Source organism: Velocimicrobium porci, assembly GCF_009696045.1.
In the GTDB taxonomy this organism is placed as follows: domain Bacteria; phylum Bacillota; class Clostridia; order Lachnospirales; family Lachnospiraceae; genus Velocimicrobium; species Velocimicrobium porci.
The window spans coordinates 1-18,752 of sequence record NZ_VUMT01000005.1 but is presented as its reverse complement, the minus strand read 5'-3'; the positions used below and the strand labels follow the sequence as shown (position 1 = coordinate 18,752).

Below are 18,752 nucleotides of genomic sequence, written 5' to 3'. Positions count from 1 at the left end.
AATTTTTTAATCTATACTCTCTGCCATACCTTTAAATAACATAGAATATAGCCTGCTAAAATGGATAATGTGAATGGTATAACTGCACTGTAACCATCTGCGTCTTTCTTATAATATGGAATCGGTTCAAACAAAATCTGTTTCACTGAATTCTGTCTTGAAATAAATGACATGAAATAAGACAAACGATATCGAAAATCTTTACGTCTTATAAAATGAATTATAGATAATAATGCACCACAGAATAGTGCAAGAATCATATGGCGAATAACAAAATGCGGACCATATAAACCGCCTATTACAGAAAATAACTTAATATCTCCTGCACCTATTACTTTATACCGAAACAACAACCATAGCAAAAGAATCGGTAAAATCATTCCTGATAACCAAAATAGGATTTTCTCAAACGATTGGTAAGAACGAGAATTTATAAAAAAGAAAAGCCCAAAACTAAAACCAATTATAATATATAAATTCTTCACCTTAAAACTCCTCAAATCACTAACAGTTGCAGCAATAAGAAGTCCAATTGTCATGATTTCCTTTACACAATCTCCCCCTTTTTTATTATTGTTTTCTTATCTTGTTGTGAGATTAATCTTATCATACCCACCCCTTACCCGTCAATCCACTTAAATTCACAAGATTTTTTATAATTTTTATACACAAGTCACAAGACTAAAAACCTGCTTTTCATTGTTCTTTACATTCTACCGAATATACTAACTGCATAGAGAAGAAAATAACCAGGCATTCCAAGCATCCCCAATACAGTAAGAGTAACAGCATTTAATCCTACTCCTCCTATTCCTGCTGCCATTAAAATTTTGTTTGCTCCCCAAACACCTATAATTCCAAATATAATACGCTCTATCACACTTAGCAATTCTTCGAATAATTTCACCCTTTATCTCCACCTCCTCTTCCTAAATAAATACCTTACTGCTTTTCTGCCTTGTCTCGTCCTACTGTATTTATTTAATGTATATTCAGACCCTATAAAAATATGTCTTAAAAATTTTATTTTTAAGATTACTTATGAATAGTTTTATTTTTTCCAGTCTATACTAGTAATAGCACCAATATATGGAAGGAAGGTATTAACGTGTTTCGTAAACAAAAAACCCCGTTAGAACTCCGTCATGAACTTTTACAAGAGGAAATAAAAAAAACAAAATTAGCATTAGACTCTGCATATTCAAACTTTGAAAACGTAATTGATCCAGATTTAATTGACTGTTACATTTATGAAGTGAATGCGTTTCAAAGAAGATATGTTTTTCTATTAAAACAGGCAGAAAAATTAAAAGCTATGATGCAGGGATAAAAAACAAAAATGTCTTCGCGCAATTCACTAATCTATCAGTTCATGCACGAAGACATTTTTTATTCTATTACGTTTCGTTTTTCTCCATTTTGAAATGCTTCTATATTTTTATATACTTCTTCCATCAATCGTTCACGTGCTTCGACACTTGCCCATGCGATATGTGGCGTAATAATTAACTTTTCTCTATTATTTACCTTTAAAAGCGAATTTTCTGAAGTCATCGGTTCTTTACATAACACATCAAGTCCGGCTCCTGCAATCAAGTTTTCATTCAACGCTCTTGCCAAATCCTCTTCTACAACAATGTGACCACGTCCCAAATTCAAAAAATACGCACTCGGCTTCATTTTCTGAAATGCTTCATATCCAAACAACCCTTTTGTATTCTCATTTAAAGGTGCATGCACAGAAACGACATCGCTACGCCCAAGTAATTCATCAAATTCTACTTGTAAAAAATCTTGATTTTTATTTTTCCCTGAAGTCGAGTAATAAATCACATCAGCTCCAAATGCCTGTGCCATAGCAGCAACACCACGACCGATTTCTCCCAGCCCCACAATTCCCCATGTCATACTCTGCAAGTCATGGAAGCATCTGTCTAAATGAGTAAACAAATTGGACTCCGCATATTGACCTGATTTTACATAATTATCATAGTAAGCTAAATGCTCCATCAAATAAAAATAAAGGGCAAACGTATGCTGAACTACCGTTGGGGTGGAATAACCTTTTACATTTGTAACTGCAATTTTTTTCTCTCTTGTATATATATAATCAATATTATTTGTTCCGGTTGCTGTTACACAAATAAGCTTTACTGTTGTTTTATCTCCCAATGTCTTTTGATTCATCGGAAGCTTATTTACAACTACAACATCAGCTCCTGTTACTCTTTCTGCAATCTCGTCCTCTTTGCTTGTTTCATAAAAAACAACCTTACCTAATTTATTAAATTTAGATAAATTAATATCATCACCTAATGTCTTTGTTTCTAAAAATACGATTTTCACAATTATTCCTTCCTCTTTTTTATGCTTCGGTTGCTTCGAAACCTAAGTCATCTAATTCCTCAATTGCTGTTTTTACACAATGTTCACAGCCATCAATTGTAACTGTTTTGCTTTCTAATGATACGTCAAATTTCAAGTCAGCAGCCGTTAATGCTTTTGTTATTCTTTCTACACACTTTTCACAGTGCATATCTGGTACATTTAATGTTGTCATAAAAAATCCTCCTACTTCATTAATTTTTGTAATGTTTTTAATAACTCATCTACCACTTCATCTTTGCCTTCTCTTATATCATCAACTACACACGTTTTAATATGATTAGAAAGCAACACTTTATTAAAACCATTCAGTGCAGATTGAATCGCCGATACCTGTGTCAAAATATCTACACAATAAGCTTCCTTTTCGACCATTCCTTTTACGCCTCTTACCTGACCTTCAATACGATTTAACCGGTTAATTAAATCTTTATATTCTTTTTCGTTTCGATGTTTGATTCGATTACATTCACATTCCATCGAATCCCTCCTATAATTTCTTTCTTCGAAGCCGTAACGCATTTGTCACAACGCACACAGAGCTTAACGACATTGCAAATCCACCAATCATCGGACTTAATAAAGTTCCATTTACAAGATATAAAGCACCTGCAGCAATTGGAATTCCGATTGCATTATAGAAAAATGCCCAAAACAAATTTTGTTTAATATTCCGAATTGTGAGCTTACTAAGATGAATTGCTTTCGCAGCATCCTGTAAATCCGACTTCATCAAAACAATATCTCCTGACTCAATTGCAACATCACTTCCGCTTCCAATTGCCACCCCTACATCCGCCTGTACTAAAGCAGGAGCATCGTTGATTCCATCTCCTACCATCATAACGCTTCTTCCCTCTTTTTGCAAACCTGCAATTACATTTGCTTTATCTTCAGGCAACACTTCGGAAATCACTTCATCAGCTTCTACCTGAGTTCCAATATAATTTGCAGCTAACTTATTATCTCCTGTCAGTATATATACCTTCGTTCCATATTTTTTCATATCAGAGATTGCCCTCTTACTCGTTTCTTTTATTGTATCTGCAACACTTACAATACCTTCCACTGTTTCATTTACTGCAATGTACATTGGTGTTTGTCCTTGTTTTGCCAATCGAAATCCTTCCTCTTGATAAGCGTCAATTGTAATTTGTCTGCTTTCCATCAATTTTAAATTCCCAATTAAAACATCTCTTATAACACTTTTATCCGATTGTAATTGTAGTTTTGCCTCAACACCTAATCCCGTCAGACTTTTAAATGCTTCTATTTCATAAATTTTGTTGCTACATTTCTCCTTCTTCGCTTCTACAATTGCTCTTGCTAATGGATGCTCCGATAGACTTTCTGCTGCTGCCACGATTTCAAGTAAATCCTCTTCTGAATAATTTTTACTTATTATTTCTGTGACAACAGGCTTTCCCTTTGTAATCGTTCCTGTTTTATCAAGCACAACCGTATCTACTTTATGAACCGCTTCCAATGCTTCTCCTGACCGAATTAAAATGCCATTGCTGGCTCCTAACCCGGTTCCAACCATAATTGCTGTTGGAGTTGCAAGACCAAGTGCACATGGACAGGCAATTACTAATACAGAAACAAAAATTGTGAGTACAAATGATAAATCTTGTCCCGCAATTAACCAGATAATAGAAGCAATGACTGCAATCCCCATAACAGCAGGGACAAAAAAACCGGCTACCCTGTCTGCAATTTTGGAAATAGGTGCTTTTTTACCTTGAGCATCTTCAATTAATTTGATAATTTTTGCAAGAGTTGTATCTTCTCCGACTCTCGTAATCTCTACCTCTAAGCTCCCATTAAAATTAATACTTCCGCCAATTACTTCATCGTTTCTGTTTTTTTCTACCGGAATACTTTCGCCCGTTAACATTGATTCATCTACACTGCTTTCTCCTTTTATTACCTTTCCATCCAATGGAATTTTAGCTCCCGGCTTTATAATTACAATATCACCTTTTTTAAGTTCTTCCACCGGTATGGTCCGCTCTTCCCCGTTTACCCTGATAATCGCCTGATCAGGTGTCAATTCCATCAATGCCTTAATTGCACCTTTTGTTTTTTGTTTGCTATTTTTTTCTAAATATTTTCCTACCATAACCAGCGTTACAACAACTGCTGCTGATTCATAATAAAGCTGATGGGCATAGCTATGGTCAATAGGAATAAGAAATGTCATAATTAAACTATATACAAACGCGCTTGTTGTTCCAATTGCCACCAAAGAATCCATATTAGGATTCCCATGAAATAACGTTTTAAATCCTATTATATAGAAATTTTTCCCAAAATAAAGAATCGGAATTGTAAGTAATAACTGAATCAAAGCATAATTACTAGGAAAAACATTCATGCTGATAATTGCCGGAACCGGTAATTCAAATGGAAACATGTGTCCCATTGCCAAGTACAGCAAAGGTATCGTGAATATAATTGCTCCAATTAAACAATTTCTTGCTCCCTTTAATTGCAATTCTTCCTCATCCTCTTTTTCAACTTTCAATTCCTTTTGCCCCATCTTATCTTGATGAAACTCCTTAATTCCAAATCCCGCTTTCTCTACCTTTGCTTTAATCATATCAGGATTTACTTTTCTTTCATCATAAACAATTGTCATACGATTTGTTGTCAAATTGACATCACTACGGTCAACGCCATCCAGTTTTCTTGTAACACGCTCTACTGCGGCACTACAAGATGCACAAGTCATTCCTTCTATGATATAGACCTCTTCTTTCATAACTATCACCTCATTCTATTTTATACCCCTATGGGGTATATGGTAATCTCTTTTTATTTTTTTGTCAACCTCTTTTTAATTAATTTTATATTCTGTTTCTCCCAACCATGATAATATATATCTATATTTTCCCAAACTGTTCAAATTAAACCTCCATATAAAATCTGCTCCATCGTTATCCTCTAAATGCACAATTCTAATTCATAAGTTCCATAAAACACCAAAGTAAAAAGACCTGTTATACAAGATCTTTCCTCTGTATAACAGGTCTTTTCTGGTTAAATTTCTGCAAATCCTTTTTTAAATTACCCTCAATAAGTGTTCCTAACTGAATAACTATTTCCTCTGGTTCTTCCTTCAATCCTAACCGAATCCATTCTAATACAAGTCCAACAAACGCATACTTATAAAAATCTGCAATAAACTTTTTATCTTTCTCCGCCACACACATCCCTTCCGCCTCTTCTTCTATAACATGCTTTAATAAACCATATGTAGCATAATAAAGATACCGTTCCAACGTTTCTCTTGAAACAGAACGGTATACATTAAGCACTAATTTTTTATGCTCTTTTATATAACACAGCGTCTGCAAGAATCCTACCTTCCAAGTATTACATGTGCGATTCTCCTGCAAAGTTTTATTTGCCTCTTGTATGAATACCCAGCTAAGTAAATCAAATATATCTTGAAAATGATAATAAAATGTCTGTCTGTTAACTCCACATTCTTCAACAATATCTTTTACTGTAATCTTATCCAATGTTGTATGGAGCAATAATCTTTTGAGTGATTCACCCAACGCATCTTTTGTTGTTTTTCCCATAATTTTATCCCCTAGCAATATAACGATTTCATTATAACACAGGTAACTTTATATTTGCATCATTTTTCACTATAATTTGACAATTTTACAGTACTTGTTGCCGTGGAAATCAATTCTGGTTCTTCATTTCCATCTGCTGTTGTGATTGCTGTTTTATATTCTAAAATAATACCATTACTATCAAGAACCATTTCCAGCCGATAGTTTTGATAATTAATAGCCTGATACGTTTTTATTGAATCTTCTAAGCCATCTAAATATACCTGATCCGTAGTTTCATCTTCTTTGGCCCGCTTTAATTCTTTTTGAATCCCCTGAAGCCTATCTTGCTTTAAATGCTTTAAAAAACTCTCACTAAAATCAATCTGATACGTTACAGCCCCAGAATCCTGTATTTCTTTTTCTACCTTCCCAATATCTTCGACTTTCCATGTTATATTTAACAGTTCTTCTAATTCCGGCGGATATCCTACTGCATTTTCATTAATTGGAATCCATTCCTCCGTCCCATCTTCCCGCTTGCTCTTTTGATATTGAGTTCCAGCCTCCTGCTTTTGTTCCGTCCTTGGCGTTTCCTCATCCGCAATATATATTTTTCGAGTCCAGTCTACTTTCTTTTTCTCTTCTACCGCAAACGAACCACATACTCTCTGATTCGCATTTTTTGCATTTTTATCTCCATCCTTCAATTGATAAGTAAATTCAAACTCACCACTTTTTAGCTCAGAAGTTTTACTGCTTGCCGTCTTTATGGCATTTAGTGCTGATTCAATCTTTTGGTTACTGCATCCCGGAATGAATAACATACATAATACGCCTAACAGTAACAGCTTCAAAAACCTTCTTTTTCTCATCCAATGTTCCATTCTATCACACCACCTATCATTTAGCTGTTTATATCTACCAAAATAAGCCTTACAGCATGTTCTGTTGTAAGGCTGTTAATTTACCTCATTTTGTTCCTTTTAACTAATCTTCAGCTTTGCTTTTTGAATCTCTTTTTCGTCATCTACATCGACACGCTCAATAGAAGCTCCAAGTGCTTGTAGCTTTTCTTCAAAGCTTTCATATCCTCTTTGAATATACTGAATCTGATCTACATAAGTAAAACCATCAGCCACAAGTCCCGCTATAACCAAAGCTGCACCGGCACGCAAATCCGGAGCACTGACAATTGCTCCTTTAAATTCTTCTGTTCCATCAATAATGGCTGTATTTCCTTCTACTGTAATCGTAGCACCCATTCTCGCCAATTCATCAACATATTTAAAACGATTTTCAAATATACTTTCTGTTACAATACTTGTACCCTCGGATAATGCAAGCAAAGTAGCAATCTGTGGCTGCATATCAGTAGGAAAGCCCGGGTATGGAAGCGTTTTAACATGAGTACTTCCAAGTCTTTTTTTTGCAATGACACGAACGGCATCGTCAAATTCTTCTACCTCTGCACCAATTTCAACTAATTTTGCCGAAATTGCCTCTAAATGTTTCGGTATTACATTTTTTAACAAAACATCGCCTTTTGTTGCTGCTGCTGCAACCATAAAAGTTCCGGCTTCGATTTGGTCAGGCACAATTGAATATTCACTTCCATGAAGCTTGTCCGTACCTTTAATGCGGATCACGTCTGTTCCGGCTCCTTTTATATTAGCACCCATACTATTTAAAAAGTTAGCAACATCTACAATATGAGGCTCTTTTGCCGCATTTTCAATAATTGTCTTGCCTTCTGCCATACAGGAAGCCAGCATAATATTGATTGTCGCTCCAACACTGACAACATCCAGATAAATATGATTTCCAATCAGTTCATCTGCCTGTGCATCAATCATTCCCTGGTCAACCTTTACTGTTGCACCTAAAGCCTTAAATCCTTTGATATGCTGGTCAATTGGACGGCTTCCAATATTGCATCCGCCCGGAAGCGCAACTTGCGCTTTTTTATATTTACCAAGTAATGCACCTAACAAATAATAAGATGCTCTTATCTTACGGATATATTCATAATCAATATTAACAGAACCAATATTGCTTCCATTAATACGAACTACATGTCTGTTAACTCTCTCTATATGTGCACCTATGCCTTCCATAGCCTGCAATAGTACATTAATGTCCCTTACATCCGGTAAGTTATCTATGGTCACGGTTTCATCTGTCATAATTGCTGCAGCCAAAATACCAAGTGCTGCATTCTTTGCACCACCAATAGTCACTTCTCCAACTAATGGTTTTCCACCTTTAATGATATATTCTTCCATTAGACACCTCTATAATAATCTTCCTATTTCTCAATATTTATAATAAACAAATCAAACTATTTTCTTCAAATATTCTTCTTATATATTTCACACTAATGTGTTAAAATCTATACTTCGTAACATTATATCATAATATCGGGATTTTTGAAACTATTTTTTATTTTTTGCATGACCTCACCTATTTCCAAGCCATCTGTTTCCACCGTAATATGTGCATATTTTTCATACAGTGGACAACGTTCTTCATACAGATCTCTTAACGTCTGATTTTCTTTTAAAACGACGCCCCTCTTTTTAGGGTCACCAATTCGATTTGCAATTGAATCATAGCTAATCTTCAAATACACAATGACACATGTATTGTAAAAATGTTCCATTGCCTCTTTGCCGTAAATAACACTTCCACCAGTAGCTATTACCGCTTTTTCTGCTTCAATCAAACGATTTGCCTCATTTTCTATTTCAATAAATCGGTCAAGGCCCTCTTCTGCTATAATTTCCCTCAATAAACGTTCTTCTCTTTCTTGTATTACTAAATCCGAATCTATAAAATGGTAATTTAGTTCTTTTGCTAAAATAACACCAATTGTACTTTTCCCTGCTGCCGGCATTCCAATTAGGACAATATTCTTCATCCTTTGTTTCCTCTCTTTCGATTTTCAAAATAAATAAAGCAATCTATCGCATCTAAAATATCTTTAAAGACCTCTCTTGGTGCAACATCAATATATTTTTGCAGAATTTCTTTCTCACCTTTATGTCTGTATTTTCCGTAAAAAATGTCAAACAAATTATGCCCTCTGACATATATTTTGATAAGTTCCATATTATCTTTCAAATCCTGTTTGCTTTTTATCTGTACTCCGGTTTCTTCCATCATATGTTTTGTGCTTGCAAGCTTATAAAGATATTCTTTGTATTTTGCGTAAAGAATATTATAAAATTCTTCTTCATTTTTTACAATACCTATTTTCGCCATAACACTGGCATCTAAAAAATAATTTTCAAATGAATAATATTTTAAAATCAATACATTTCTTGGCATAACTCTCGGAAGATGACCAACATCTTCCTTTTCCCGTTGTTTATAATAACCACAAAGCTGCCGTTTTAACTGTTCAGGATTCTTACCATCTCCATCTCTTATCATCAAAAATTGGTCTTTTAAATAAAGTTGGTTAATATATTTTAAGTTCGCATAAGTTTTAATATTCGTACAACTATTTGTCGGAATAATTGAAATTCTTTGTAATTTTCCATCATCATCCAGAATTTCAGAATAATACTTTTCTAGCAATAACGGCAATCTGCTCTCGTCCTGTTTTCCTTCTACAATAAATACAAAGCTGACATTCATAAAATCATTTGCCGTATAACCTAAATCATCTAAAATTTCATCAATATCCGTTTCTTCTTTAATTGTTGTATAATATTCTTTATCCAAAACCACCTGGCGGATCTGCTTTGAAGAAAAGTTAACAATCATATTTGGTGAATGTGTTGAAAATATAACTTGATTTTTTCGTGAAAGCCGAAGCAAAATTTCACTCGCTGTTTTTTGAAGCTGGGGATGTAAATAAATTTCCGGATCTTCAATCATAATAATACAAGGTATCGTATTCTCTTCATCTACATAAGCTTCCAGCAAAGACAATGTATATATACTTCGAAGTCCTGCACTCAGTGTATTCATAGTACCAACCGTTTCTCTCTCCCTGTTATAAACCTTTGTTTCAATCTGAAACATGTGGTCAACATCAAAATTAACTTCAAATTTAATATCGCTTGACGGACTTCCATTGGCATGAAAATATCGATTCAGTTTATCTGAAAATTGATTGATATTCATATGAAATAGTTTGTATTCCAATAATCTTGTTGTTTCAAAAACAGTTAATTCTTCTGGCGATTTTTTATTAATTACTCCAATACAATTAAAACATCGATTGCATTTTCTCGTCTGGTCAAAGATGCAGACATTTTCTCTTAAGTTTGATAAAGAGGCTTTATCATAAAAACGAAATACTTCATTTTGAATAGAATCTAGGTTTCTTTGCTGATCAATATGATAGATTTTAGGAAATACCGCCCTTATATAGGGGTTATTCTTCTTGTATCCGTCATTATATTTCATATCTCCTGCCGGATTTACAATACAGGTAAATGCAAGCTCCCCATTCTGAAACGAAGGCAGCTTAATCATAAAGTCTTTTTTCCACAAATCAAATTTTTTATATTTACTTACAATCCCTTTTCGATGAAATAGAGCTAAATCCTCTTCATCGAAAAAAACCCGCATTTCAATAGAAATACTCTTTTCATCCGTTCTGTAATCCTTTTTTTCTATTTGATAGTCCCCTGATACAACCCGAATTGCATCAATGACTGCTGTTTTTCCTGTATTATTTTTTCCAACCAGAATAAGTGCATTTTCTACATCGCTAATCTCTAAATCACGAATTGACTTAAAATTTTTTATATGCAAATAACCTATCTTCATTTTCTTTTTCTACCCCTATTTTTTCTTGCTTTTTTTCTTTGTTTTTTTGCGAACAGAAAAACCGAATGTGCCTATTTTTCTTCCCAAATCAAAATACTCTCCATGAGAGTAAGCTAACAATTCTGCCTTATTTAAATCAAATTTTCCATTCTCATCCATATATGCCTTATCTGCATGGACTCCAACCACTTCAGCTAAAAACATATGATGCGAACCTAATTCTAAGATTTCCTTTACTTTACACTCGATGTTAACCGGTGCCTCTTCTATCCCAGGTGCAAAAATATGTTCCGATTTTGACGGTGTCAATTTCATCTCTTTAAATTTATCCGTATCTCTTCCTGAACGCACCCCACAAAAATCAGTCGCTTTTGCCAGTTCTTTCGTTGTAAGATTAATTACAAACTCTTTTGTATCTTTAATAATATCATAAGAATATCGTTCCGGTCTGACCGATATATATACCATCGCAGGATTTGTACACACTGTGCCTGTCCATGCAACTGTTATTATATTTGGTTTTTCCCCTATTCTCTGACAGCTTACCATTACTGCCGGAAGTGGATACAACATATTTCCCGGTTTCCATAATTCTTTACTCATTTTTTTAATTCCCTTCATTTTTTTGTACACATTTCCGATAATCTATATTATAATAGTTTAGAGGTGATTTTATGGCTAATTATGTTGATATTGAATCTGTAAGCTCCGGAATGGAAAATAAAGTAAGACAAGATTTAAAATTCCGTACCGGTAAATTTGTATGGCGTGTAAAATTTAATGTTCCTTTAGACCCAAAAACGGTTAATAATGTTAATTTATATGTAACCAGTGCAAATCAAAGTCCGCTTCTAACAGAAATTCGTTACGATACCTTGAATAATACAATCGAAATAGAACCTTTAGAAGCGTATGCCCAACATGAATCTTACATACTGAATATTACTACAGACGTAAAATCTAAGGGCGGTCAGAATCTAAAGGCTCCAGTCCGGTTACAATTTAAAATTGACTAAGCTTCTGCATCCTGTTGAAGGGTAAGCATAAGTGCAGGAATCAATTGTTTCTTTCTCGAAACAACACCTGCCAGTATTACTCCTTCTTCAGGATTTTCTACATGAAATGCCTGCATAACTGTTTCTTCTGCTTTTTCTCCATAATATAAAAGATCCGTTGATTCTTCCATAATATCCGTAAGCATAAAGAAAATCATTGACACTCCCTGGCTTTCAAAGCTTTTATCCATATAGCTTAATAGCTTTTCTTTAATTCCTTCTAATTCCTCTTTGTTCATAGAAGAAATCTGTCCTACCGCAAATGTCACATCACCTGCTGTAAATTTCTTGAAATCCTGATAGAAAATTTCCTCTGGCGATTTCCCACGAAGGTTGCTTCCGGCTGCAAACATTTCTCTTGCATAAGCTTCTACTTCAATACCTGCAATTTTTGCAAGCGCTTCTGCTGCTTCTTTGTCCACACTTGTACAAGTAGGGGAACGATACACTAATGTATCGGATATAATTGCAGAACAAAGTAAACCTGCAATATGTGGCTCAATTTCGATTTCATTTTCAATAAACATCTGATAAACTATCGTGGCAGTACATCCTAATGGCTGATTGCGGAAAAAGATTGGTGACATTGTCTGCAATCCACCTAGACGATGATGGTCGATAATTTCCTGAAGCTCTGTATCTTCAATTCCATCTACTGCCTGTGATCGTTCATTATGATCTACCAAAATCAACTTTTTCTTTTTCGCATCTAATAAATCACGACGTGAAATCATTCCAAGATACTTTCCGTCTAAATCAAGTACAGGAAAATCTCTGAATCGGTTTTTAGTCATAATTTCGCGAATTTCTTCGATAAAATCAGCCACTGTAAACATAATAATGCCATTCTTACACATGAAAAATTGAATTGGCATACTCTGGTTAATCAATCTTGCTGCTGTATACGTATCATATGGCGTCTTAATAATCGCACAACCTTTACTTTCTGCCATTTTAGAAATAGTATAAGATACCGTTGCTCCGTCACACACAATAATACATTGTGCTCCCATTTCGATTGCACAAAGCTGCGATTCATAACGGTTACCTAAAATTACAATATCTTTTTCTTCGATATAACTTTCCATCAAATCCGGATTTGCAGCCGCAATTAATACTTTTCCTTCACTTACAGTTGCAGTCAAATCACCGACCGGCATTTCACCATCTAGTGTTTCAATAATATTGGTATATGGCGTATTTGCAGCTGAAATAATTTTGTTGTCATATACTTCCATATATGACTTTGCAATATCTCCGATTGTAATAACACCCAGTATCTCTTTTTCTTTATTGATAATTGGTAATGTATGTGCCTGAATTGAACGCATGGATTCCCATGCTTTTTTTAATGAAATAGATCCATCAACACCCTCTGTACGACGGAACTCAACATCTCTTACCTGAGTTCTGACATCTGTTACATACGCCGGCTTAGGTACTTTAAAATAATTAAGAACAAATTCTGTTTCCGGATTTACCCCACCTGCTCTCTTAGGACGATAAATAGAACTATTCGTCATTTTATTTTTTAAATTTGCATACGCAATTGCCGAGCAGATTGAATCGGTATCTGGATTTCTATGTCCCACCACATATACTGATTTTGTTAAATCTTCTTCAGTCAACTTCTGTTCCTCCTATAATTTCAATTGATATTCTACTATACTTTTTAACTTACGATTTCTTGTCATTAGCCAGTCGATATTTTCTTCTGTATCCGTAAGAATAATAGTAACCATATTTTTATTGCGGTTCAAAAATTGATATAAGCTTTGAACCGACTCTAAAGACAACTTATATGCCTCTTCAATAAGCAGACAGCCTCCGGCTAACTTTTTCTGGTTATTCTGGAGTTTAATTCTGTTCAGTCGTTCTGCAGTAATTCTTGCAATTTGTGCCGTAGGAAGAATTCCTTGTCTTAATAGTTCTTTTGAAAGCTCTTTTGAAAGCTCTATAATTTTTTCTTTGTCTTCTCCGATTAATACAAAATGTGGTACTTGTCCTTTTTTCTTTGCTTCCGTCACCATATCAATTAAAATCTGCTCTTCTTCTGATACAGCATCCTCAATAACAGGTTGCAGTTCTTTTAATATCGAGTTGTCGGACTCTCCAAAGTTCTCTTTCTCATAATTATCATCCTCATAATCTTCATCTGGTTCAGGAGGATCTTCAAGAAAATCTTCTGGATTATAACCGTCCGAATCTTGTTCTTTTCTAATCTTATCAAGCATTTTTTGAACTTCTAACATTTTTTCTTTATAATGTTCTTCTTCGACAAAAGGCTTCTCCACGTATAGCTCTCTATTATCCGGCTGCACCGATTCTTCTTTTTTTTCAGACAAACCAGCTTCTTCGGCTTGTCGTTTTTTAATGTACTCAGTAAGATTACCTATCTTCTTTGTTTCATTAAAAGATTTTTCTTTTTCCCTCTTTAAGCGAATTTCTTCATAAAGTTCTTTTCTTCGCAGTTCCTCTTCTATCTTTCTTCTCTCGTTTTGTTCAGCAATTTCAGCTGCCATCTTAAGTTCAGCTGCCATATTTCTAGTCTTCTCAATTGCTTTCGTAGTGGAAATGTCTGCTCCATCTACATAATGCAGTTTCAAAAGCATGGCTTTCTCTACAATCATTCCCTCTCCGAACCACAAAATAATATCACTACATTCCCGGACACATTCCTCTTCCATGCCCTCTTTGTGATATAATTTAGCTAATTCATAAGCCCATTCTTCCATATAGTCTTCTTGTTTCAGCTCTTCCAAATATTTAATTAATGTTTTTCGGTCCGCACCTTTTGCCTTATCAATATAATAGCGAAGAATCAGCCGGTCACTACTTTTATCATCCAATTCCAAATACTCTTTATAAAATTCTTCTGCATCGTCTATATTATTGCACTTAACGGACAAATATATAAGCTGATAGATAACTCTTCTAGTCTGAATCCTGTCATAAAGTCGAAGGTAAATCTCTCTGGCATCTTCATAACGCTCAAATTTTTTAAATACTTCCGCAATTATATTTAAATCAGTAATTGTATTAATCTGTTCTATGTTTAATTCTTCAATAGTTTCCAAAGCTTTTTGATACTGCTTTTCACTTACAAGGCTACGCACTTGGGCACATTTCATCATATTGTTATATTTCCCCATGACTTACCCCCTGCTTTCTCAAGATTGTTGTCTACTTTCCATTGTAGTATGTAACCCGCATTTTTTCAATGAATTTTTTAATTAAACTTATTTGTTTCTTTATGCGTAGAAAAAAGGGAGTGTTATACAACACTCCCTTTATACTGCTATATATTCAATTATCATCTATATATTTTCTTCTTACCGCTATTCGGAGCTTTACCATAACTTTCCTGCTATCTATCTAAACTCTTCCTCGATAATTGCATTTATAATGTGGCAACCGTTCAATACCATAACCGTTTATTATGTACATCCCCGCTCTCTCCGAATAAATTGTATCACTATACATTGGATGTTTTTTGATTACTATTGATTAATACGAACCTTCGTAATTCCTACAGGACTATCGGTTACGCCACCAGTGTATTGAACTGTTATTATTTCTTCTTCTTTCGTTCCCATTGGAATCACCTCTTTCTTTTTTCTATAATCATATAATAGCAAAGCTCTTACGATTTGTCAATACTTTTTAATTATTTGTTTGTTGTTATCTGTCTTTTTATCTATTCTATGCACATTATTTTGTCTATTATTTATTTTTTAATTGAATAACTGTTTCTTATGACTCTTGATAATATGTAATTGTATCATAAAGAATCTGCGGAATCTCCGCTCCCTCTTTAATCAACATTCGCTCTCTAAGGTCTAATTCTTTTACCTTTAAAATTTTCTCTCTTTCATATCGCTCAAATGCAGCCACAAACATCGGCTGGTTCTGTAATCCTTCCCGAAGTTCTTTTGGAAATGGACAATACATAGCTAAAATACTTCTCGCAACTTTATTTAATCGAATCGCACCTTGTGACTCAAATTTTACCCACGCTTCGTAATCAATTACAAAAACTTCTCGAGAATTATTTCTTCCTTTTTGAATCTGAGCTTTTAATTTTTCCTTTTTCTCTTGTGTCAATTCTCGGTTTTTCCTGTAAAACTGCAGATAGTCCATATATTCACTTGTAAGGGATTTATATTTTATATTATTCCAAGCAGTCCCCATTGTACTCCTACATACTTCCCAACGAAATCTTCCAAATAGTTTAATTAAGTTATCGTCTAATTTACCCATATTAAAAATCGGAAAGAAAAATCGACCTCTACTATCCTTCTTTCTTCCACTGAATTCCTGCCACATTACAGCATTCGAACCGGCTATAGGAAATAGAATAATATCTGGATATACTTTTTTAATAACAAATTCCCGTTTTATACCTTTCTCTTCATTCGAATAAATGACTTCTCTACAAAAAATAGAGAAATCTATCATTTCCAGTCTGCGCACTCCTGCATTCACATTGTCAGGACATAACAAACTCTGTCCCATACTTCCGATAAAACAGTCTTCATGTAAAAACGGCACAAATGTACTAATCTGTCCGGAAAGCACTCGATTGTTATAAGCAAACATATTCCGAATTTCATATTGTAATTTCTTCAATCGGTCAGAAAGCATTGCTCCTGCCTGTTCCTCTGTGATTTCCTTTGTTTTTTTCAACGAACGCACATATTGTTCATAATCCATATCAAATTCACTTTTAGAAGGCATCTTCTTTTCTTCATATATTAAAGTAAGCCATTCTCTCATATCATATACATGACATGGTCCCTGCCCATCATTATAATAAGGGAGATTAACTAGTTCCATAAGCTGTTCCTTTGTTAACAGCCTTTCATCCAATAATCCATATCGTAAATACAAGTCCACTACAAAAGGTACATTTTTATCTTTGTATGCCTTCAAAAAGACTTTTTCGTATATTACATAATAATTCTTCGCAATCTGCTTTCTTAAATTTCGAACAGAATCATCCGCAGAAAGTTTATCATTTAATTCTCTAAACTGATTAATTAAAGAAATAAATTGTTCTGCCTCTTCTCCTTCAAGCTCTGCATATTTTACAATTTTAACAAGAGAATCCTTCAACTCTTTTATATCCACTTTCTGTGTTGCCGACGCTGTATTCTCTTCTTCTGCCGGTTTACCCGATACAATTAGCTCATAAATATTATCAAGCTTTTCCTCATCCAAATCCAACGAAACCGCTGCCCTCTTAAACATAACTGCTTTAATCTGTTTCAATTTATCTACTATATTTTCCGCCGCTTCTACTAACTCAGATGTATCTGTATCCTTGTCCTGTCTTGTATTAACAATTAAATTTCTTATTATATTAAGCAGAGATTCCGATGTATCACTGTAAAGTAATTCGATAAGATCTTTCACATAATCACTAATTTCACTACATTCATCCAATAACTGACATACCATTTCCGCCTGCTCATCAACATGATACAAACATATTGTATTTGTGCAGTAAAATGCCCGTTGAATATCCATTGGAAGAGAGGCACACTCCGCATAATATTCTGCTTTTTTAGTATTTACATCGTTCTTAAGCTGCATATTTGCAAATGCTTCAATTTCTGGAAGTTCAACAACAGAATACCCTCTCTGCATTCCGATTTTTTTATATTGCTCATAATGCACTTTTAACAGACGATATGCAGAAGTTGCACAATTAATAAGAATAGTTTCAATCGCTTTCAAATCTTTTATATATTTGCTGAGCGATATAACCATTAGACTTTTATACTCTTTCTTTGCAGAAAAAATATTTTCAATATGATCCGGATTATTCGCTGAAAATGTATAAATCGTTAAATCATCTACTGCCCTATAAGTTACTTCATAATTTCCCGAATATAAATCGCATACCCCTAAAAAGCTGCCGGCACCTGCGACAATCCTTACACCATTTCTTTCAATTAGCACCCGTCCCTTTAATACAAGAGATACACTTTCTACCATTTCTGTTTGTTTATAAATAACAGCACCTTTCGGAATCTGATTTACCGAATCCATATTAAGCTCTAATCCCATTTCCACTTCCTCCATTTCATCTAATGTAATCTATCCTAATTTTTTATTTTAGTATTTTCTTGATGTTGAGGTCAAAAGATATTTTGACCCCTGATACCTACGGATGACTACGGACCTTGGTATCATTTTCTTTTTATTATAAATGATTTTCTCATAAACATAAAGAGACTATTTGCTCATAAATACGAAAATCTTTTTTCATTGTTTCTATATTTTTATCTTACTACTCACAAAAATCTTAATTGTCAGCTAATATTTTCTACTTTTATGCAACCAAAGAACAAAGTGTCTTCGACACTTCAACTCCCCTGCCCCTCAATCTTGAGGAAATTTCGGGGTTTCTTTTTGTTAATTTTTCCTGCATAATAGGGTTATGAATATCTTACAAAGAATCTTTACCGACTATTATGAAGAAATTAAGTATACTCTTCATCCCAGAAAATCTGAAATGGAAAATATCGATAAGATGATCCACTGTGGTGATCCTTCCTTCGGTGGTGCCATGTATGGTTGCCCTCACTGTGCAAAGCTTAAATTTGTTCCTTTCCGTTGTCATAGCCGTTTCTGTCCTACCTGCGGAAACAAATATTCCATGGAACGCACTACCAGTATGTCCTTTAAACTGGTCAATGTTAGGCATCGACACTGCGTTTTTACCATTGATGAAAATCTCCGGGAGTTTTTTCTCAATGACCGTTCTCTGCTCCACTGTCTTTTTCACGCTGTTAACAGCGTTATTTCCCGTATGTTTTCTAAGATTATTAAGTTATACTTAAAAATGTACAATAAATATTAAATAAGAATGTACAAATGTTATGATATATGAGCTGAAGGAGGAGCTCATCATGATCATTAAAAATCAAATCATAACAGATATAATAATAAA

17 protein-coding genes and 1 pseudogene are annotated in these 18,752 nt (G+C 34.3%); 3 read left to right on the top strand and 15 right to left on the bottom strand.

Going from position 1 to position 18,752, the window contains the following annotated elements:
• Positions 1-11 precede the first annotated feature (11 nt).
• Positions 12-539, bottom strand: a complete 528-nt coding sequence (locus FYJ58_RS04540) for a prepilin peptidase (protein WP_154517903.1) — start codon at positions 537-539, stop codon at positions 12-14.
• A gap of 167 nt (positions 540-706) precedes the next feature.
• Positions 707-907, bottom strand: coding sequence for a pro-sigmaK processing inhibitor BofA family protein (locus FYJ58_RS04535; RefSeq protein WP_154517900.1), 201 nt, complete (start codon positions 905-907; stop codon positions 707-709).
• A gap of 201 nt (positions 908-1,108) precedes the next feature.
• Here FYJ58_RS04535 and FYJ58_RS04530 point away from each other — a divergent pair, with 201 nt between their 5' ends.
• Positions 1,109-1,330, top strand: coding sequence for a YaaL family protein (locus FYJ58_RS04530; RefSeq protein ID WP_328597799.1), 222 nt, complete (start codon positions 1,109-1,111; stop codon positions 1,328-1,330).
• Positions 1,331-1,389: 59 nt separating this feature from the next.
• Here the strand turns inward: FYJ58_RS04530 and FYJ58_RS04525 are convergent, their stop codons facing one another.
• The 10 genes from FYJ58_RS04525 to FYJ58_RS04480 all read right to left on the bottom strand — a co-directional run bounded on the left by FYJ58_RS04525 (position 1,390) and on the right by FYJ58_RS04480 (position 11,342).
• On the bottom strand, positions 1,390-2,346 hold the full coding sequence (locus FYJ58_RS04525) for a D-2-hydroxyacid dehydrogenase (protein WP_331464157.1): 957 nt from the start codon (positions 2,344-2,346) through the stop codon (positions 1,390-1,392).
• Between the two features lie 19 nt (positions 2,347-2,365).
• Positions 2,366-2,560, bottom strand: coding sequence for a heavy-metal-associated domain-containing protein (locus FYJ58_RS04520; protein ID WP_154517897.1), 195 nt, complete (start codon positions 2,558-2,560; stop codon positions 2,366-2,368).
• 11 nt (positions 2,561-2,571) lie between these two features.
• Positions 2,572-2,865 carry a metal-sensing transcriptional repressor gene (locus tag FYJ58_RS04515; RefSeq protein ID WP_154517894.1) on the bottom strand — a complete coding sequence of 98 codons (294 nt, stop codon included), beginning with the start codon at positions 2,863-2,865 and terminating at the stop codon, positions 2,572-2,574.
• 10 nt (positions 2,866-2,875) lie between these two features.
• A complete protein-coding gene (locus tag FYJ58_RS04510; protein ID WP_154517891.1) occupies positions 2,876-5,149 on the bottom strand; it encodes a heavy metal translocating P-type ATPase in 2,274 nt (757 codons plus the stop codon).
• 238 nt (positions 5,150-5,387) lie between these two features.
• Positions 5,388-5,975 (bottom strand): TetR/AcrR family transcriptional regulator, encoded by a 588-nt coding sequence (locus FYJ58_RS04505; RefSeq protein ID WP_154517888.1) that lies wholly within the window; start codon positions 5,973-5,975, stop codon positions 5,388-5,390.
• A gap of 59 nt (positions 5,976-6,034) precedes the next feature.
• A complete protein-coding gene (locus tag FYJ58_RS04500) occupies positions 6,035-6,841 on the bottom strand; it encodes a hypothetical protein (protein WP_154517885.1) in 807 nt (268 codons plus the stop codon).
• 99 nt (positions 6,842-6,940) lie between these two features.
• Entirely contained in the window at positions 6,941-8,239 is a 1,299-nt protein-coding gene (locus tag FYJ58_RS04495) for a UDP-N-acetylglucosamine 1-carboxyvinyltransferase (RefSeq protein WP_154517882.1), read from the bottom strand.
• Between the two features lie 122 nt (positions 8,240-8,361).
• Positions 8,362-8,874, bottom strand: a complete 513-nt coding sequence (locus FYJ58_RS04490; RefSeq protein WP_154517879.1) for a shikimate kinase — start codon at positions 8,872-8,874, stop codon at positions 8,362-8,364.
• Complete coding sequence (locus FYJ58_RS04485) at positions 8,871-10,739, bottom strand: ATP-dependent nuclease (protein WP_154517876.1); 1,869 nt, start codon at positions 10,737-10,739, stop codon at positions 8,871-8,873. Before FYJ58_RS04485 ends, FYJ58_RS04490 begins: the two co-directional genes overlap by 4 nt.
• A 15-nt stretch (positions 10,740-10,754) precedes the next feature.
• Complete coding sequence (locus tag FYJ58_RS04480) at positions 10,755-11,342, bottom strand: flavin reductase family protein (protein WP_154517873.1); 588 nt, start codon at positions 11,340-11,342, stop codon at positions 10,755-10,757.
• Between the two features lie 71 nt (positions 11,343-11,413).
• Here FYJ58_RS04480 and FYJ58_RS04475 point away from each other — a divergent pair, with 71 nt between their 5' ends.
• Complete coding sequence (locus FYJ58_RS04475) at positions 11,414-11,755, top strand: Ig-like domain-containing protein (RefSeq protein WP_154517870.1); 342 nt, start codon at positions 11,414-11,416, stop codon at positions 11,753-11,755.
• On the opposite strand, the gene FYJ58_RS04470 is transcribed toward FYJ58_RS04475, so the two are convergent.
• The 3 genes from FYJ58_RS04470 to FYJ58_RS04460 form a co-directional block, all read right to left on the bottom strand.
• Positions 11,752-13,422 carry a putative manganese-dependent inorganic diphosphatase gene (locus tag FYJ58_RS04470; RefSeq protein ID WP_154517867.1) on the bottom strand — a complete coding sequence of 557 codons (1,671 nt, stop codon included), beginning with the start codon at positions 13,420-13,422 and terminating at the stop codon, positions 11,752-11,754. The two genes, FYJ58_RS04475 and FYJ58_RS04470, sit on opposite strands and share 4 nt — an antisense overlap.
• A gap of 12 nt (positions 13,423-13,434) precedes the next feature.
• Positions 13,435-14,946, bottom strand: coding sequence for a tetratricopeptide repeat protein (locus FYJ58_RS04465; protein WP_154517864.1), 1,512 nt, complete (start codon positions 14,944-14,946; stop codon positions 13,435-13,437).
• Between the two features lie 601 nt (positions 14,947-15,547).
• The gene (locus tag FYJ58_RS04460) at positions 15,548-17,866 is read right to left on the bottom strand and encodes a cyclic nucleotide-binding domain-containing protein (RefSeq protein ID WP_154517861.1); all 2,319 of its coding nucleotides are present in this window, start codon (positions 17,864-17,866) and stop codon (positions 15,548-15,550) included.
• A 373-nt stretch (positions 17,867-18,239) separates the two neighbouring features.
• On the opposite strand from FYJ58_RS04460, the pseudogene FYJ58_RS15290 reads away from it, so the two are divergent.
• Positions 18,240-18,632 (top strand): annotated as a pseudogene (locus tag FYJ58_RS15290) (transposase zinc-binding domain-containing protein); the annotation flags it as partial.
• Positions 18,633-18,752: the final 120 nt, after the last annotated feature.

Bases quoted from the DNA above. Each gene is read 5' to 3' on its own strand.
- FYJ58_RS04540 (WP_154517903.1), bottom strand. From the start codon at position 539: ATGACAATTGGACTTCTTATTGCTGCAACTGTTAGTGATTTGAGGAGT.
- FYJ58_RS04520 (WP_154517897.1), bottom strand. From the start codon at position 2,560: ATGACAACATTAAATGTACCAGATATGCACTGTGAAAAGTGTGTAGAA.
- FYJ58_RS04515 (WP_154517894.1), bottom strand. From the start codon at position 2,865: ATGGAATGTGAATGTAATCGAATCAAACATCGAAACGAAAAAGAATAT.
- FYJ58_RS04510 (WP_154517891.1), bottom strand. From the start codon at position 5,149: ATGAAAGAAGAGGTCTATATCATAGAAGGAATGACTTGTGCATCTTGT.
- FYJ58_RS04505 (WP_154517888.1), bottom strand. From the start codon at position 5,975: ATGGGAAAAACAACAAAAGATGCGTTGGGTGAATCACTCAAAAGATTA.
- FYJ58_RS04500 (WP_154517885.1), bottom strand. From the start codon at position 6,841: ATGGAACATTGGATGAGAAAAAGAAGGTTTTTGAAGCTGTTACTGTTA.
- FYJ58_RS04495 (WP_154517882.1), bottom strand. From the start codon at position 8,239: ATGGAAGAATATATCATTAAAGGTGGAAAACCATTAGTTGGAGAAGTG.
- FYJ58_RS04490 (WP_154517879.1), bottom strand. From the start codon at position 8,874: ATGAAGAATATTGTCCTAATTGGAATGCCGGCAGCAGGGAAAAGTACA.
- FYJ58_RS04485 (WP_154517876.1), bottom strand. From the start codon at position 10,739: ATGAAGATAGGTTATTTGCATATAAAAAATTTTAAGTCAATTCGTGAT.
- FYJ58_RS04480 (WP_154517873.1), bottom strand. From the start codon at position 11,342: ATGAGTAAAGAATTATGGAAACCGGGAAATATGTTGTATCCACTTCCG.
- FYJ58_RS04475 (WP_154517870.1), top strand. From the start codon at position 11,414: ATGGCTAATTATGTTGATATTGAATCTGTAAGCTCCGGAATGGAAAAT.
- FYJ58_RS04465 (WP_154517864.1), bottom strand. From the start codon at position 14,946: ATGGGGAAATATAACAATATGATGAAATGTGCCCAAGTGCGTAGCCTT.
- FYJ58_RS04460 (WP_154517861.1), bottom strand. From the start codon at position 17,866: ATGGGATTAGAGCTTAATATGGATTCGGTAAATCAGATTCCGAAAGGT.